The organism is Shewanella sp. SR44-4 (assembly GCF_014163715.1).
GTDB lineage: Bacteria > Pseudomonadota > Gammaproteobacteria > Enterobacterales > Shewanellaceae > Shewanella.
The window spans coordinates 30,344-48,534 of sequence record NZ_JACJDU010000029.1; the positions used below are offsets into that span (position 1 = coordinate 30,344).

An 18,191-nucleotide genomic window follows, 5' to 3' on the forward strand; every position below is an offset into this window, starting at 1 on the left:
GCTGTGTTCAGCATTATCGTTTTAATTTATTGATTAAGTCTGCACGTATTTTGCGGGCCGTTAATTCGTCTAATGGCTTAGTTTGCATGCCTTTCACATTGTCGGGAATATGACTGTCATCAACATCGTCATGATCGAAAATGTAGTGTTCGAATATCGATTTCCATGCTTGGCGCTGAGCTTTAGGCAGAGAGCGTAAGCTTAATATACTGTGCAATAAGGCATTGTTAGGGCGGCCTAAAAAGCCAGGAGTATCGCGCCACCAGTGGGTAATGAGTACGTTAAAGTCATCGACGCCACGAACATGGTGCCACCACATGCTGGGAATAAATAACACATCACCAGGGCTTAGCTCTGCTGTTAGGCTGGCGTCTAATGCCTGCTGAAAACGCGGGAAACGTTCAAAGTCGGGGTTCGCCATATCAACGAGACTGATGTCTTGGCCACCGGGAGCCAGTTCCATGGGACCAACATACAAATTACTAATTTGCTCGGGTGGGAATAGGGTAAAGGTACGCTTACCAACCACGTTACACGCCAGATTTAGCGGAAAGTCATAATGAGCAGCCACCTTGGTTTGGTTACCCAGCCAGATGCTGGTTAACGGTTGCATGGGCGCTAAATCTAAACTGTTTTGAGCCCCTAAACCGGGTAAACATTGGTGGATATCGGTCGAGCCCATGTACATTCCCGCAGGCATGTCTTTAATTATTTCTTGGCTTAATCGGTCTAGCAGCTGATTAAAGTCCAATCGGCCGGCTTGATAATTAAAACCATCAAGTTTTTCATTGTAAAACACTCTACCTTGTTGCTCTGGCGGTAAATAATACGCTGTTACTGGCATGCCTTGATAAAACTGGCGCAGGTAAGTCATCGCACTTTGTGCCGACTCTAATCCTGCCTGGACCAACGGCCAATGGCGACACAGCCCTTTAAATACCATGGGTTTGTCGGCATCGCGGATTAAGTCTATGACGTTCTCTAATGTACATTCATTGATACGTTCGACTTGCTGCAGTGTCTTGACCGTTGTCATCACTATTAACCTTGCGCATTCTTGAGGTTAAGTAAGTCTCTTACATTGCTTTGCGAGGCTAATGTCATGTAAATAGCTTGCAAGTAACCTTGCTGGTGCAGCTTTGCTAATGCGTCAGCAGACAATCCGGCTAAGGTTTCTTCATTGATGGTATAAAAACCGATCATCTGATTTTTTTGACCGTTGTCTAACTCAATATCTAAAGTGAATGATTCCAGCAATTGATGTTCAATCAAGGCATCGACAAAGCGTTGACCATCTTGTAAACCATGATGTATGACCTCAAGAATTTCGCCGACTTCATCGAGTAATGGCGTGTTACCGCCGTAAGGTAAAAATAAAGCTTCACCTTCGGTCTCGCTGACTCTAGGGTGGTCTAAGTCCACATGAATAACGCGTTGCTGACGTTCTACACCGTCTTCAAGTACGGTTTGTTGACCGATTAAAAAAGGTTGGCGACGCACAGTAAGCGGCACGTATGATGCGCTCCAGCCTTGTTCACTTAAAAACACGTTATCATTTTGCTGAAAACCAAATAGTGCCACCGCGTAAAACTGGCCTGTGGCAGTATCTTTATGAAAAAAGATCGGGTAGTGGGCTTGCACGCTGCGAAACTCTTGCGGAAATGTCACGCTATACCAAAGGTTATCGCCTAGTGCAGCAGAGCGATGAGTCATCACTTTTACGTCTTTATGTTCAATGCTGTTTAGTAATACATGTTGGCTCATTTTGATGTCCTATCTTGTTCGTTCAAATACGTCGTATTTTTATGATTATTGTACGTGAATTTTGTCTGTAATCTTATTTGCGTTATTATCGTGATTATTTATGTCATGTCTTAAAGCTTAGGGAAACCATATTGCGCAACTTTATCGAGTAACTCGCGATTACTCGGCAGGTTTTTAGCAAGCGCTTGGGTGCGCTGTTGATTGTCATTAAACAGTCGCTGTGCCAATTGTTGCATTGACGGTTTCACATGATTGGGCAATTGGGTGTTATAGCCCATGCCATAAAGTACATATTGAAAACTGGCTGCCGGAAATAAGGCTTCTTTATAACTAATATCTTGTTGGCTCGGTGTTTGATAACGCCATAATTCGAGCATGGCTTGTAAGCTGTCGGGGATTGAGTTTGACTCACGATGGTCACGCCAATAACCATCAGCTTCACGTCGGCTTATCACATAATGCAGCTTTAAAAAGTCGATAATTTGTTGCCAGTGTAGTTGATAGCGCTCGTTAACACGCGTAGCAATCGTGTCCATCACCATACGATTGGGTGGTAATTGTTGGGCTAAGGTCGATGCAGTCCATTCGATTAATGCCAAAGCCGACGCTTCTAGTGGTTCGATAAAGCCTGCTGCCATCCCGATAGCAATACAGTTATTTTGCCAGCATTTAGCACGATACCCAGGGTTAATCGTCAGTTGTCTCGGTTCCAATTTGTCAGCTGCAGCGCCATCAACACCGAGATAATTAAACAGCGTTTGCTGTGCATCAGCATCATTGGTGTGGCTTGATGAATAAACATAGCCGACACCTTTACGCGTTGGTAGGCCTATATCCCAAATCCAACCGTTTGACTGTGCAGTTGAGTGGGTGCAAGACGCAATAGGGCTATTTGCATCAGTGTGGGGGACTTGTATCGCTAGTGCGCGATCATTAAAAAGCACCGATTTTTGACATAAAAAAGGCACTTGCAAGTGTTCACCTAACAGTAGAGATTTTGCGCCGGTGCAGTCGATAAATAACTGGCCACTGATTTCGCCATGTTGTTTAGTGATCAGCTTGTCGATGTCGCCATGATCGTTATTAATAATTTGACTGACATGGTCGCGAATATGGGTGACGCCGAGTTTTTGAGTGCAATGCTCTGTGAGTAACTGACTAAACTTAGCGGCATTAAGGTGGTAGCCGTAGTTATTTTGAAAATGATACTGAGCAGTGGCAATGCTTTTAGGGGCTAAACCAAGCTGAGTTAATACTTGCTGGCTACAAACGGCTTCGGCAAAGCTGACTTGTTCGGCATGAGGCAGCCAATATTGGCATAAGTCGAGTTCTTGGTGACCGTGGGGCAAACTAAATGGATGTAAATAGCTGTCAGTGACCTTGCTTTGTGGGTCTGCACACCAATTGATAAACCGAGAGCCCTGTTTAAAGCTAGCATCACATTGGCGAATAAAGTCGTTCTCATCGATACCAATTTTGCTCAGGGTTGAGCGCATTGAAGGCCAAGTGCCTTCACCTACGCCAATAGTGGCCACATCTGGTGATTCGATTAAAGTAATATTGAGTTTGGGAGAGTGAGCTAAAACACCGTTATCAACATTATGTTCAGCGGCCAACAAACCGGCAGTTATCCAACCAGCGGTACCGCCTCCAACGATGACTATTTCGGTTATTGGTTTTTGCATCATCTTTACCTACGCTTTTGGCGTGATTATTATTTTTATTCTGATGAATCTAAAAATCTGATTGCTTAAAGAACACATTAACTAGCATTCAATAAAATGTCAGCACATTCAAGTAATAGTTTTTTTATGTTTTGCGTGTATGGTTTCAAACAACTAGGCGTAAAAAATAGTAACGTCCTTGTTACTCAATATGTTGCAATAAAAGGAGGTGACAAATGCTGGCACCTCAACGACCTGAAAGGGAACTTGAGTGAATTCCGTCTAACACTGGGGTATTAGCCGAAATATCACTCAATGACTATTGCATTACGCTATAGGCTAGAAAGTGTAGCGAGCACCTAAACTATAACGAGCGCCGGTTTCGGTTAGGTTTAACACTTGCTCTTCTGCACGACCGTGAACACGGATGTACTCTTCAGTAATGTTAAGTCCTTCGAAAAACACGGTTAAGCCTTCAACAGATTCGACATCATAACTAACAGACAAATCGATTTGCGAGTAAGCTTCTGTGTACTGTGGGTTAGCGCCAGTACCTTGACCTGTAGAGTTTAAGAACTCATCACGCCAGTTGTATGCGATACGAGCTTGGAAACCATAATTCTCGTACACCAATACCGCATTAGCAGTGTCACTGATACCGATTAATGCTGACTGTGCATCAAATGAGAAGTTGTCGTAAGCCTGATCACTATCAACCAAGGTGTAGTTGGCTATTACACCAAATCCGCTTTCGCCGAAGAAGTGTTGAGCCGCAAACTCCCAACCATCAATGACTGAGTTATTAGAGCTATTTGATGGCGTTGAAATATTAAAGTTCAACAATTCATCATTATTAGCTGCACTGCCGCTAATAATTTGATTGGTGGCATCTACAGCAGCATTATCAGCATAATTTGCGAAAATATAATCACGAACAGCGCCAGCTTCAGTTGTCCCCGTTGCGGCCACAGCAGCTTTATATAAATCCCCAGATGCTGGGTTATAAATGCCGTTAGTGGTTTTAACTGTTTCAGAACTGATAAAGTTCTTAGTGTCTTTACGGAAGTATCCTACCGACACGTAGCTCGATGGCGCGTAATACCACTCTGCCGAGAAGTCGATATTTTCAGACTCGAGCGGCAATAATGTAGGGTTACCAGCAGAACCACCACCATTACTACGATTGGCAAGGGTCGCTAATACCGTACCGCCTTGAATATCTGTGTAGCTAGGACGACCAATAGTTTCGCTGTATGCTGCACGAAGCATGACATCTTCTACCACTTCAATATTAAAGTTGAAGCTTGGAAGTAAATAGTCGTAATCACCGGTTTTGGTTTCAAAAACTTGCTCACCAGTACCCACTAATGCAATTTCAGTTTCAGCAATCCAATTTGCGCCATCATAACCAGCAACGGCTGCGGTCGAGGTGACATCAGTTTGCTCATAACGAAGTCCAAAATGCACGTCATATGGCATGCCGGCAATTTCATTATCGTAGTTGTACTGTACATAAACGGCTTGTGATTCTTCTTCAGTGTAACGGTCTGTTTCAGCGGCATAGTTTGTTGAAGGGCAGAAGCCATTACCACAATCACCGCTTACTGCAGAAGCATAGTTTGCTGCTGCAAAATCACGTACTGACGCAAAGTCCCACATGAAAATGGTATCTAAAACATCGAAGTTACCGTCTGAAAGTGAGAAGTCACCGCCATTGGCGTCAAATTTGTCATGAATGGTGTCAGCTGGGAACCATGCGTCTTCAAAGTCACCTGCAGAGCCTACTCCACCCCAATCGTTACGCTGAACGTTGACGCTTTGTGAGTGATTGTTTACGTTCGTTAACGCAACACCAAAGTCAATGCTGCCAGCATCTTCAAATAAGTATTCACCGTCAAATTGGTATTGATCAATTTCAGACTTATTACGTGCGTTACCAAAAACAGAACCGGTAAGCATCATGTCTGCAGGTGTCACTGCATTACCACCACCAACAGCAAGCACTGGTAAGTCACCGCTAAAGTCAGTTGCCGCGCTGGTACGCACAAACGCTGCAGTACTTAAATTGTTGTTTGAACCATAAAGGTTGTTTGGTTTGTTTTCCGCAACCGAGTTGTGCGCATCAAATGTCAGCTTTAAGTTATCTGTTGCTTGCCACTCAAGGTTAAAACCTAAAGAACCACTTTCGTTACGTACGCCATAGTCACCAGCAGCCATAGATAAATCAGCAGGTGAATCATAAGTTTCAGAGTAAATAAGTGGTGAGGCGATAGGGCCATCAGACCATACGTTTTCAGACGGAACGAAGTTAAACCATGCTGATACGTCATTCGATTGAGTGTCGATATCGTTACGCATGTAGGTATAATCTAAGCTTGCGACTACGCTATCAACCGGGCTGTACTGCAATACTAACTGGCCGTTAGTACGGGTACGTTGTTGTTCTTCAAAACGATAAACAGTGGTTTGCGGAACTGAATAAATATCGCTATCACCAGGACGATTAACTTGGGTGCTGTCTTTAGCAACGCCGCCCCAATCACTGTTGTCAGCAGAACCTGGGAAGCTACGCCAGCCGGTGCCGACCTGTGCTTGTTGGTTGCCACTTTCACGCTCTTGATAACTGGCCGAGAGTGAAATACCAAATTTATCATCAGCAAACGTGTTTGAGTATAAACCAGATAACTCAGGGGTAACTGAGCCATTATCGGTTGATTGATCATCAACTGCTTTTACACCAAATGTGGCTTTTAAGCCCGGAGAGCTGAATGGCTTATGCGTTAAAATATCAATAGTAGAACCAATACCACCGGTTGAATCTGAAGCTTGGCTAGTTTTGTGTACTTCAACACCACTGATACTTTCAGAAGCGATGTTAGCAAAATCAAATGAGCGCGAACCTGTAGTCACAGGCATTTGACGACCATTGAGGGTGATCAAGTTGTAGTCTGGACCAAAACCACGCACGGATACTTTACTGCCTTCACCGTTAGAACGGTCAATCGATACACCAGTAATACGCTGTAACGATTCCGCTAGGTTGGTATCAGGAAACTTACCAATGTCTTCAGCTGAAATAGAGTCAACGACTCCACTTGATGAACGTTTCACATCCATTGATTTAATTAAACTGCCACGAATACCAGTAACCGATATTACTTCGATATTTTCTTCACTTGCTTCATCAGCAGCATAGGCTGGTAACATACTGCTCACACCAAGCACTAGCGATAAACTGGTCGCAAGCTTAGTTTTTGTAAATTTTGTTGTTTTCATCTAGGAAATCCCCATTGACTAGATTTTACTTCTCTCAATATTGCGGGTTAGGCGCAAATCGTTTTTTTAATTCTCTATCCACGCAGTAATCATTATTTATAATTGTAGGGTTATAAAACATCTAATGTAAGCGCTTACATAAAACTAGTGTAAAATGTGACCGCAGTCAACAAAAACAAGTTCGAATTATTACATTTCATTAACTCAGATGTAGATTTTTTTATACTAAATATTGTTATCCATTGTTTTTAAACATTTTTAATTTAATGTTTATTTCCGCACTAAAATGTAAGCGCTTTCTTTTGTGGGTTAGATTGTTACCAATTATATTTATGACTTATCTTATTATTGGGCTCGAATAAGGTGTGCTCAGAGGCATAAGCTAAGATGTAGTCATGTATTTGGGTGGCATGGTTGTCAATCAATAGGGTTAACACTCACGCCTTTAACTTCATCCTATTACTATCATCAGCGCTGGCTCGTTCAATATAGATACCTTATTAAAGCAACAATGGTGGTGAAGGTGTTACATTGAATGTTAGATACGTTGAACTATTATATTGTCTGGTGAAAAGGGGAGCTGATAAGTGACTTGAACATGCCAGTAATCACCTAGCTCAGGTAATCGTAATAATGTCAGTCGTGAGCAGGAATTGGAGTTTCACTTAAATACTAAGTGTTATGTTAGCGGTGAATATGTGAGAGGCTTACTTGTTATTAGTGGGTCGTATCAAAAATCAAATGTTAATAGTTATTACACTCGTTGATAGTTGCTGTATTAGCTAATAGCTACTGCATTATGAGCCAATACCGTTGCTAAATAACATGAACAATTAATGATATATGCTCATGTTATCTGTCTTGTAAATTCAGGTTATTGACTTTTTAGGTTAACCGCTTTGGCTGAATCACGAATAAATAATTCTGGCTGAAATGAGCGTTCAATTACCACGTCTTTATTGTTATAAACTTGTCGAAGTACCCAGCGAGCGGCCATTTTACCCATCTCGTTAATGGGGTTACTGACGGTAGATAATTTAGGTGAAATATATTGTGGGAAAGGGATATTATCGTAACCGATAAATGAAATATCTTCCGGAACACGCAATCCATGCTCCAAACACACTGCAATAGCGCCTGAGGCCATCTGATCATTAGCACACACTACAGCTGTGATCGGTTTGTTCATCGACAATAAACGTTCCATCGCTTCACAACCGCCAGCTTCTTTAAAGTCACTTTCAACGCAAAGGGTGTCATCAAAATCGATATTGTATTGTTGCAATGCTCGTTTATGTCCTTTTAGGCGATCTCTCACATCGAGCTTAAACAATGGCCCTGAAATGTATGCGATATCTTTATGGCCAAGTGATAAAATGTGCTCGGTAGCCATGAAGCCACCTTGTTCATTTTCAAGATAAACACAGCGTTCTTTGATAGCGTCGATATAGCGGTTAATAAATACCACCGGCGTTGAACCTTTACTGAGCTCGATTAGGTAATCGTCTGATACAGCCTCAATATCCAAAATAAGGGCATCACAGCCGCGACTCATTAAAAACTCAACCCCTTCTTTCTCTTGTTTCTCGTCACTATGACCAGCAGCAATAATCACGTGCTTGTTAGCTGTTCTAAGGGCTGTTTCAATTTCGGTCATCATGGGACCGTAAAAAGGACCGTCAAGCTGAGACACCAAAACCCCGACACTGTTTGAACAGTTCGAGGCGAGTGACTGTGCAATCGTATTAGGCCGGTAACCTAACGCTTTCATTGCATCGAGTACTTTTTGTTTGGTTTTATCGCTTACTTTGGTGTTGTTGTTCATGACTCGGGACACAGTCGCCAGAGACACACCAGCCATCACTGATACATCGTAAATAGTTGCCATATAATGAGTATTAAAAAGCCGTCTTGGAGCACATGGCTCCAAGATTAACATGCTTTTATTTTGCTTCTCTATTTAATTCTAAGTGAATTTGGTCCACTTTTTGATTATCTAAAGTGTACCAGCGCATTACAAAAGCCACGACTAAAGATCCAATCGCAGGGTAAATAGTGAATGATAATAATATACCTTGCTGAGTATGCTCCGTTTGCATGGTATCAGGCTGATAACCATAACCTGCTAATAACCACCCCGCAGAAGCACCACCAATGGCAACACCCAGTTTGATAAAGAAAATCACTGAAGAATAAATCATCCCGGTAATGCGTACGCCATTTTTATATTGGCCATAATCGACAACATCAGCCATTTTTGCCCAAAGTAATGGGGTGGCCATGTTGAACGTAAAGCCCCAGATAATAAACATTCCAAAGGCGAGTACGACTTGATCGCTAGGTACAAAGTAGCTCACTACACACATCGCTGCCGCAAGCAGTTGCAAAGTGATATAAGCTTTGACCTTACAAAAGCGTTTAGCCAAAGGCTCAGCTAAAATACAACCAAATATATTACCAACCATACCCAGAGTGATAAATAGGGTGATGGAGTCCGGCATGTTAAGGAAATATTTAACGTAGTAAATCGCTAAGCTAGTGCGTAACACCATACCTGATAATAAACACACTGCCGCAATAGCTAACACACGCCATTGGTCATTTTTGAGCATATCGGTAAAGTCTTTCTTAAAGCTAGACTGTTGATCCGCTGGCGGGTGTAAACGCTCTTTAGTACCCCAAAAACAGGCAAGAAACATCGCAACACCCAAAACGCTCATGGCGGCAATAGTCAGCTGGTAACCTTTGGCTTGATCGCCTTCACCTAAAAATTCGACTAGGGGTAAGGTTAAACCTGACACCAATAAACCACCGAGCATTGCAAATACAAAACGGTAAGATTGTACTGACACTCGCTCTTTTGGGTCGGCTGTTAATACGCCGCCTAATGCACAATATGGGATATTAATGGCGGTGTAGACCATCATGAGTGCGGTATAAGTAACGAAGGCATAAATCATTTTGCCGTCTTCAGTTAAATCAGGAGTAGTAAAGGCTAAAACACTGATAAAACCAAAGGGTAGGGCAAACCATAATAGGTAGGGTCTAAACTTACCCCAACGGGTATTGGTTCTATCTGCCAACGCGCCCATCAATGGGTCGGTGACCGCATCAATTAAGCGTACAGCTAGAAACATGGTGCCGACAAATGCTGGCGAAATACCGAAAATGTCGGTATAGAAAAAGGTTAAAAACAGCATAACAGTTTGGAAAACAATATTACTGGCAGTGTCCCCGAGCCCGTAAGCTATTTTTTCTCTGGTGCTTATCATACATGCCTCAATTGTTGTTATTTGTTAAAATGATGCAACTGTTTGAATAGAACAAAGCCGTTTTATACAACGGCTTTATCTGGTTAACATATTATTTTCTTAAGTTTATAAATTCTCGATACGCATAGGCGCTGGCTTTCAGGGTGCGTTGTTGAGTTGTATAATCAACATAAACAATCCCAAAACGTTTTAAATAGCCTTCAGCCCATTCAAAATTATCCATTAAACTCCACGCAAAATATCCTACAACATTAACGCCTTGTTCAATGGCATTATTTACTGCATTTAAGTGAGCGTTATAGTATTCGAGTCTGTCTTGATCATCCACTTTACCGTCTTGCAATTTATCATCCATTGCCGCACCGTTTTCGGTAATGTAGATCGGCGGTAAAGGATAAAGTGCATGCAAAGAGGTTAATAAGTCGGTGAAGGATTGTGGGTATATTTCCCAGCCTATATCTGTTTTAGGTTTGTCGACCATATCGATTTGGCTAAAGCCATTTACTGGGTCTGCTTTATAGACCGCACGGGTGTAAAAGTTAATGCCTAAGAAGTCGATAGGTTGAGCAATAATATCAAAGTCGCCTTGTTCAATAACGGGCTTATCTTCAGCGGCGAAGTCATTAATAATGTCAGGGTAGCAACGGTCAAACAGTGGTTTGATGTACCATTGATTAAAGTACTGATCGGCTTTACTTGCGGCGTTAACATCTGCTGCAGAGTCTGTCGCGCTATAGCAAGGCGTGAAGTTAAGTACGATACCATTTTGGCTATTAGGACTGTTTTTTTGCAATACTTTCATGGCTAAACCATGAGCCAATAATAAATGGTGTGCAGATTGACGACCGAACGCTTTGGTTGCTAATCCAGGCGCATGAACGCCAATTTCGTAACCTAAGTAAGAACTGCAAAATGGTTCGTTAAAGGTTGCATATGAATAGACTCTGTCACCGAATGCCTGAGTGATTTTGTCGGCGTAGTCTGCAAATAAATAGGCCGTTTCGCGATTTAACCAACCACCATTATCTTCAATATGTTGTGGTAAATCCCAATGGTATAAGGTCACAAAGGTTTTAATACCACGACGATTTAATTCATCGAGTAAGTCGGTATAAAACGTCACACCTTGCGGATTGAGGCTGCCATCTTTATGCATTACGCGTGGCCATGAAATCGATAAACGGTAGGCGTCAACGCCTAGCGATTCAATTAGATCGACATCTTCACGCCATAACTTTACATGCTCGCATGCTTGCGAACCGTCAGAACCATCACGAATTTTGCCTGGAGTCGCACAAAAGGTATCCCATATACAAGGAAGACGAGAATCCACTGCGCCTTCAATTTGAAAAGAAGCAGTCGCCACACCAAAGGTGAACGCTTTTGAATGCATTTTAGAATCGGCTGGTAACATAATTTTCATATTTAAATTCACTTAGTATTATTTAATTGTGTCTATTTTTATGACTAACTTATTACGTTGAAATACCCTGATAAAAGGCCTTGCGCCGTGATAGATACGCAGTAAAAAATAAGCTCTCGCGTTTAAAAATCGTTGACATCAGTTATCGATATGTTAAAAATGAAAGCGCTTACATTGAGATTAGTGATTAATTATCCAAAGGTCAATAATTGATTTGGTTAATTATTGAATGCTTATCTGCTTGCTCAAGTGTGGAAATGATCACCAGTCAAATGTCTAGGGTTTACGGGGAATTAACTCTTGGCGTGAGATTATTGGTATCCATTCAATGGCGTTATGTACTGCAACCCAAGATAACTATTAACAACAATAAGGGAATGTCATGGCGACTTCACCGCTTCAACCTGAGTTGGCAAATGCCGATTCGACTCACCAGCAAGGCAACTTTCGTTTTGCTTTGATAGCGTTAACCTCGTTATTTTTTATGTGGGGCTTTTTAACCTGTTTAAATGATATTTTAATCCCTTATTTAAAAAACATGTTCGACCTTAATTACACCCAAGCAATGCTGGTACAGTTCTGCTTTTTCGGAGCCTATTTTATTGTGTCTATTCCGGCAGGAGCCCTAGTCGGTAAAATTGGTTATCAAAAAGGTATTATTACCGGATTGGTTATTGCTTGTGTAGGGTGTTTACTGTTCTATCCATCGGCCAGTTATGGCTCTTACAATATGTTTTTATTTGCTTTTTTTGTACTGGCTTCGGGCATTACCATCTTGCAAGTATCAGCAAATCCATATGTGAGCGTATTAGGCCCAGCCGAAACCGCATCGTCTCGTTTAACCTTAACCCAAGCATTTAATTCATTAGGCACCACGGTGGCGCCATTTTTTGGTAGTTGGTTAATTTTATCGACCGTTGAACATGACAGCAAAGTCACTGAGGTTGGCGAAGTGATTGGCCAGCTATCGATTCAGCAACAAGCCTCTGCAGTACAAACTCCTTACCTTATTTTAGCGGGTGCGTTGTTTGTATTAGCATTCATTTTTATGTTGTTAAAACTGCCTTTACTGGGCAAACGAGACACTCAGTCTAATGCCGCTGTAAAAGGTAGCGCATGGCAATACCCACATTTGGTGCTGGGTGCCGTGGGTATTTTTGTTTATGTGGGCGCTGAAGTCGGGATTGGCAGCTTTTTAATTAGTTTTTTAACTCAAGATGATATTGGCGGGGTGTCTGAATCGGAGGCTGCGCATTACATTGCTTACTACTTTGGTGGCGCGATGGTTGGGCGCTTTATTGGTGCTGCAGTCATGCAAAAAATTAACGCAGGCAAAGTACTCGCGTTTAATGCGCTGTGTGCGTGTGTTTTAGTGGCAGCAGCCATGTTGAGTGCCGGTACCGTTGCCATGTGGGCATTGTTGCTAGTCGGCTTGTGTAATTCAATCATGTTCCCAACCATTTTCAGTTTAGCGCTACAAGATTTAAAACAGCACACCAGTCAAGGTTCGGGTATTTTATGCTTAGCCATTGTCGGAGGTGCTGTTTTACCATTATTACAAGGCATGTTAGCTGACAGTTTAGGCATTCAATTAGCCTTTATTCTACCTTTGTTATGTTATGTATTTATTGGTTATTACGGTTTGATTGGATGTGCTGCAAAACGTCCAGTATTCGCAGATAAGGTATAAGGGAAGACCATGAGATTAACTCAATTACAGTGCATGCATAAAGTCAGCACACCGACAAAAACAAGCTTGATAGCCTTAGGCGTACTGCTCGGCTTAAGTGGGTGCGGCGAGAACAATAACGCCACTCAACAAGATAAAAAAACAGCAGTTACCCCTGTCATGGTTGGTGATACAGCAGCTAAGTCGTCATTAGCCATTTGGCCGGATCTTAAGCCTGCTATCGCCAAAGATGATGCTTTAGAAGCCAAAATTGATGCGTTAGTGGCTAAAATGACTATAGATCAAAAAGTCGCGCAAATGATCCAACCTGAAATTCGCGATATTAGCGTTGAAGATATGCGTAAATATGGTTTTGGCTCGTATCTCAATGGTGGTGGTGCATACCCTAACAATGACAAACATGCTACGCCTGCAGATTGGATTGCACTGGCGGAATCTTTGTATCAAGCATCGGTCGATGACAGTGTTGATGGGATTAATATTCCAACCATGTGGGGCACCGATGCCGTACACGGTCATAACAATGTTATCGGCGCGACTTTGTTCCCGCATAACATTGGTTTAGGGGCGGCTAATAACCCTAAGTTAATTGAAAAGATAGCCGCTATAACTGCAAAAGAAGTGATGGTGACCGGTATCGATTGGGTATTTGCACCCACAGTTGCCGTAGTGAGAGACGATCGCTGGGGTCGAACTTATGAAGGTTATTCAGAAGACCCACAAATCGTCAAAGCCTATTCTTACGCCATCGTTGAAGGTCTACAAGGCTCAGTTAATGGTGACTTTTTATCTGATCAACATGTGATTTCAACCGTTAAGCACTTTTTAGGCGATGGCGGCACTGAAAATGGCATCGATCAAGGCGATAATATTGCCAGCGAACAAGACTTATATGACATACATGCACAAGGCTATGTGGGGGGACTCAATGCTGGGGCACAAAGTGTTATGGCATCATTTAATAGCTGGCATGGGGTTAAAAATCATGGCAATAAATATCTGTTAACCGATGTACTTAAAGATAAATTAAATTTCGATGGTTTTGTTGTAGGTGATTGGAACGGTCACGGACAAATCGAAAATTGTACTAATGAGTCGTGTGCGCAAGCCGTCAATGCCGGTTTAGATATCTTTATGGTGCCAACTGCCGCTTGGAAACCGTTATATGAAAACACCATTGCACAGGTGAATAATGGTGAAATAAGCCAAGCGCGTATTGATGATGCGGTTAAACGTATTTTACGGGTTAAGTTCCGTGCAGGTTTGTTTGACAAACCTAGCCCTGCCAATCGGCCGTTATCGGGTAAAACTGAATTAATTGGCCAAGCAAGTCACCGTGAGGTGGCACGTCAAGCCGTTCGTGAATCTTTAGTACTGCTTAAAAACAATCAAGGTTTATTGCCTTTAGCGCCTAATTCAAAGGTGTTGGTTGCAGGTGATGCTGCGGATAATATCGGTAAACAATCGGGTGGCTGGACCATTACGTGGCAGGGTACTGATAACCAAAATAGTGATTTTCCTGGTGCTACGTCAATTTACGCTGGTATTGATAAATTAGTCACTCAAGCTGGTGGTACAACAACATTAAGTGTTGCGGGTGAATTTGAACCACAGCAAAAGCCAGATGTTGCGATTGTTGTGTTTGGTGAAGAGCCGTATGCAGAAGGTAACGGCGACATTGATAACTTAGAATATCAACGTGGAGACAAGCGTGATCTTGCTTTATTGCAGAAGTTAACAGCGCAAGGTATTCCAGTGGTATCTGTGTTTATTAGTGGCCGTCCTATGTGGGTTAATGCTGAGTTCAACAGCTCTGATGCATTTGTCGCAGCCTGGTTACCGGGTTCTGAAGGGCAAGGCGTTGCAGATGTGTTATTTACTCAGGCTGATGGCAAAGTTGCTCATGATTTTGTCGGTAAATTGTCATTCTCATGGCCTGCGACACCTCAGCAAACTCAGATTAATGTGCCATTAGCCCAATACAACACTAAACAAGCACAAGCTGATTATCAGCCGCTTATACCTTATGGCTATGGCTTAACTTACCAATCTACTGCCAGTGATGCGGTTGTGTTAGACAATTTGTCGGAAGACAATTTAGCTGCAACTCAAACACTAGAAGATTTACCTTTATTTGAGCGCGCAGTAAAATCGCCTTGGTCAATGTTCATCGCTAACGCTTCTGAGCGCCAAGGGTTAACCAGTAGCGTAGCGCAAAATAGCGCATTAACCATTCGTACTATGGATCGTGTGGTTCAAGAAGATGCGCGCTTAGTATCTTTTAATGGTAATGAGCTGGGCACTGTAGGGTTAATTAGTAATTTCCCTCGTGATTTAAGGGCTTACAGTAATAGTGATGCCACGTTATCAGTGAGTATTAATGCAACACAAGCACTGCAAAAGCCGTTATGGCTAGGTATGGCATGTGAAGGTGATTGTCGTAAGCAAATCGATATTGCCAAGCAGGTGAATACTCAATTAAGTGAATGGCAACGTTTAAGCTTTTCATTGGCATGTTTTGCTGATGAACCAATGGATTTTGCTAAAATTGTGATGCCATTTTACCTTGCCACCGACGCGGCAGTGGAAATTCGTTTCAGTGATGTGGTCATTCAAGCTGCATCAGCAGAAAACACCATACAATGTAACTAATTAAAAGCGAATTAGCCCTATCTGAGTCATTAGATAGGGCTAGTTAAACTCAATTTTAAATAGTAATGGTTGGCGACGCTTGTTGTTTTACTACTGCGTGCGGCAAACAGAGAACGATAAATGGATAAGGCCAAAAATGAACAAGCTCAATAAGCATCATTCATTTGTATCCTGCTTAACTGCGTTAACTTTGTCGGTCATATTTCTGTCTGGCTGTAATGCTGATGATGTAACAGAACAAGCAACAGATACAGTGATACCCAATACCGCAGGATCAGGTTGGCAACTGGTTTGGCAAGATGAGTTTGAGGGTAACCAAATAGACACTGCTAGGTGGAGCTTTGCCGTTGATTGTTATGGTGGTGGCAATGATGAGGCTCAGTGTTATACCGCACGGCCTGAAAATACTGCAGTTAGTGATGGTTTGTTAGCGATTACGGCATTAAGAGAAACCTTTTCCGGGCCTGCAGTAAATGATTCTGATCCAAGCTATGACGTAAACGATACATCGAAAACATTAGATTACACCTCTGCTCGTTTAGTATCGAAAAACAAAGGTGATTGGAAATACGGCCGTTTTGAAATTCGGGCCAAATTACCGCAAGGTCAGGGGACTTGGCCGGCGATATGGATGTTACCGACAGATTGGGTATACGGTCCTTGGGCTGGATCAGGTGAAATAGACATTATGGAGGCCGTAAACCTTAAGGTTGTTACCGACGATAAGGCGCCAGAGTCTGCAGTACATGGCACATTACATTACGGTAAACAATGGCCCAACAATGTTTATACGGGCACAGAATATCGTTTACCACATGACCTCAATCCTGCAGACGACTTCCATGTTTATGCTGTTGAATGGCAACAAGGTGAAATCCGTTGGTATGTCGATGATGTTCATTTTGCCACTCAACGAGCATCGGGTTGGTTTAGCCAGTATGTCGATGATAATGGTGATGTGGTCAACGCACCTGATGATGCACCGTTTAATCAGCCATTTCACATGTTACTTAATCTTGCTGTGGGTGGCGCATGGGCCGCGAATGTGAATAAAACCGGTATCGATGAGTCGATTTTTCCGCAGTCGATGTTAGTGGATTACGTGCGTGTATATGAATGTGCTAAATCACCTAAAACAGGTGCCGGATGCGAAACAATTGATGGCAGTGTTGACGTTACCTTAGGCAAAATAGCACCAGAAATTATGTCACTAGACTCAGCGCTTTAACAGTGGATTTTGTTTTATGTAGTCAATAATCATCAACTAGCACTGTGAGTGACGATGGTTTTTTACTGTGATATCCCAGCTAAATAGTGTCATTTTATGATGTTGATTTTTAACTGAATACGAATGCAAAGATGCACTGTTTGCTTTGAGTGGTGAGTGGTTTAGCTTAGTATCGAGCAAGTTTAGAGGTGAGTGGTTTAGCTTAGTATCGAGCAAGTTTAGAGGTGTTGTCAGTATGTTGTAAGCATGTAATGGCATGATCAGAGTGTTTTGGTTTAAGTGCGATCAAATGATTATATAAATTTATGATGTCAACAATGGCATAATGGAGCAAATGCACCTTAATGGTATTGAAGCCGTTATAGATTTTAAGGAATTGATTTGTCGAACATTACATTTTCTCTAGCTGAGCTAGAACAGGTAGTCGCCATTGCTAAAGATGCAGGTACTGCGATTATGCAGGTTTATGCTCAAACTGATTTGCAGATTGAGGTTAAACAAGACGATAGCCCTGTTACTGCAGCCGATATTGCCAGCCATAATGTGATTGTCGCTGGCCTTAAACAGCATTTTGCTGATATTGCTGTAATGAGTGAAGAAGCGGCTGATATCAGCTGGGCAGAGCGACAAACGTGGCAAACGTATTGGTTGATCGATCCGCTAGATGGCACCAAAGAATTTATTAAACGCAATGGCGAATTTACCGTCAACATCGCCCTTATTCACCAAGGCAAAGCCATTGCCGGTGTGGTATATGCACCAGTATTAGACAAATGTTATAGCGGCATTGTTGATCAAGGGGCATGGCTTGAATATAACGGACAAATATCGTTATTAGATATTCGTGACAGAGCATTGCAATCGCCACCTATTGTAGTCGGAAGCCGCTCTCACGTTAGCCCTGATGTTGCCGCTTATTTACAGACTATTGGCGAACACCAAATGTTAAGCGTCGGTAGTTCATTAAAATTTTGTATGGTGGCCGAAGGGCAAGCAGATGTGTATCCAAGATTAGGCCTAACCAGTGAATGGGATACCGCCGCAGCGCAAGCAGTATTAGAAAGTGCTGGTGGTCAGGTGGTTGAATATCCAGCGCTTACACCGCTGCAATACAACCAAAAAGAAAATATTTTAAATCCGTATTTTATTGCTGCTTCATCGGCATGGTTTGCACGCAAATAGCGCTAATCGTTATCAGCTCTTGCAAGCCCAATATGGAACC

11 protein-coding genes are annotated in these 18,191 nt (G+C 42.4%); 4 read left to right on the forward strand and 7 right to left on the reverse strand.

Annotated features, from left to right (window positions below):
• Window positions 1-13 precede the first annotated feature (13 nt).
• The 7 genes from H5125_RS13880 to H5125_RS13910 all read right to left on the reverse strand — a co-directional run bounded on the left by H5125_RS13880 (window position 14) and on the right by H5125_RS13910 (window position 11,399).
• Window positions 14-1,036 carry a cupin-like domain-containing protein gene (locus tag H5125_RS13880; protein WP_182744525.1) on the reverse strand — a complete coding sequence of 341 codons (1,023 nt, stop codon included), beginning with the start codon at window positions 1,034-1,036 and terminating at the stop codon, window positions 14-16.
• 5 nt (window positions 1,037-1,041) lie between these two features.
• A complete protein-coding gene (locus H5125_RS13885) occupies window positions 1,042-1,764 on the reverse strand; it encodes a SapC family protein (RefSeq protein WP_101086663.1) in 723 nt (240 codons plus the stop codon).
• A 110-nt stretch (window positions 1,765-1,874) separates the two neighbouring features.
• Window positions 1,875-3,449: a tryptophan halogenase family protein gene (locus H5125_RS13890; RefSeq protein ID WP_409085823.1), complete on the reverse strand. Its 1,575-nt coding sequence runs from the start codon at window positions 3,447-3,449 to the stop codon at window positions 1,875-1,877.
• 318 nt (window positions 3,450-3,767) lie between these two features.
• A complete protein-coding gene (locus H5125_RS13895; protein ID WP_182744527.1) occupies window positions 3,768-6,704 on the reverse strand; it encodes a TonB-dependent receptor in 2,937 nt (978 codons plus the stop codon).
• Between the two features lie 874 nt (window positions 6,705-7,578).
• Window positions 7,579-8,592 (reverse strand): LacI family DNA-binding transcriptional regulator, encoded by a 1,014-nt coding sequence (locus tag H5125_RS13900; RefSeq protein ID WP_101086666.1) that lies wholly within the window; start codon window positions 8,590-8,592, stop codon window positions 7,579-7,581.
• Window positions 8,593-8,647: 55 nt separating this feature from the next.
• A complete protein-coding gene (locus H5125_RS13905) occupies window positions 8,648-9,976 on the reverse strand; it encodes a glycoside-pentoside-hexuronide (GPH):cation symporter (RefSeq protein ID WP_162023476.1) in 1,329 nt (442 codons plus the stop codon).
• A gap of 91 nt (window positions 9,977-10,067) precedes the next feature.
• Window positions 10,068-11,399, reverse strand: coding sequence for a GH1 family beta-glucosidase (locus tag H5125_RS13910; protein ID WP_182744528.1), 1,332 nt, complete (start codon window positions 11,397-11,399; stop codon window positions 10,068-10,070).
• A gap of 382 nt (window positions 11,400-11,781) precedes the next feature.
• On the opposite strand from H5125_RS13910, the gene fucP reads away from it, so the two are divergent.
• The 4 genes from fucP (at window position 11,782) to cysQ (ending at window position 18,151) form a co-directional block, all read left to right on the forward strand.
• Complete coding sequence (gene fucP, locus H5125_RS13915; protein ID WP_101086669.1) at window positions 11,782-13,089, forward strand: L-fucose:H+ symporter permease; 1,308 nt, start codon at window positions 11,782-11,784, stop codon at window positions 13,087-13,089.
• A gap of 9 nt (window positions 13,090-13,098) precedes the next feature.
• The gene (locus tag H5125_RS13920) at window positions 13,099-15,741 is read left to right on the forward strand and encodes an exo 1,3/1,4-beta-D-glucan glucohydrolase (protein WP_182744529.1); all 2,643 of its coding nucleotides are present in this window, start codon (window positions 13,099-13,101) and stop codon (window positions 15,739-15,741) included.
• 136 nt (window positions 15,742-15,877) lie between these two features.
• Window positions 15,878-16,969, forward strand: coding sequence for a family 16 glycosylhydrolase (locus H5125_RS13925; RefSeq protein WP_101086671.1), 1,092 nt, complete (start codon window positions 15,878-15,880; stop codon window positions 16,967-16,969).
• 381 nt (window positions 16,970-17,350) lie between these two features.
• Window positions 17,351-18,151, forward strand: coding sequence for a 3'(2'),5'-bisphosphate nucleotidase CysQ (cysQ, locus tag H5125_RS13930; RefSeq protein WP_182744530.1), 801 nt, complete (start codon window positions 17,351-17,353; stop codon window positions 18,149-18,151).
• Window positions 18,152-18,191: the final 40 nt, after the last annotated feature.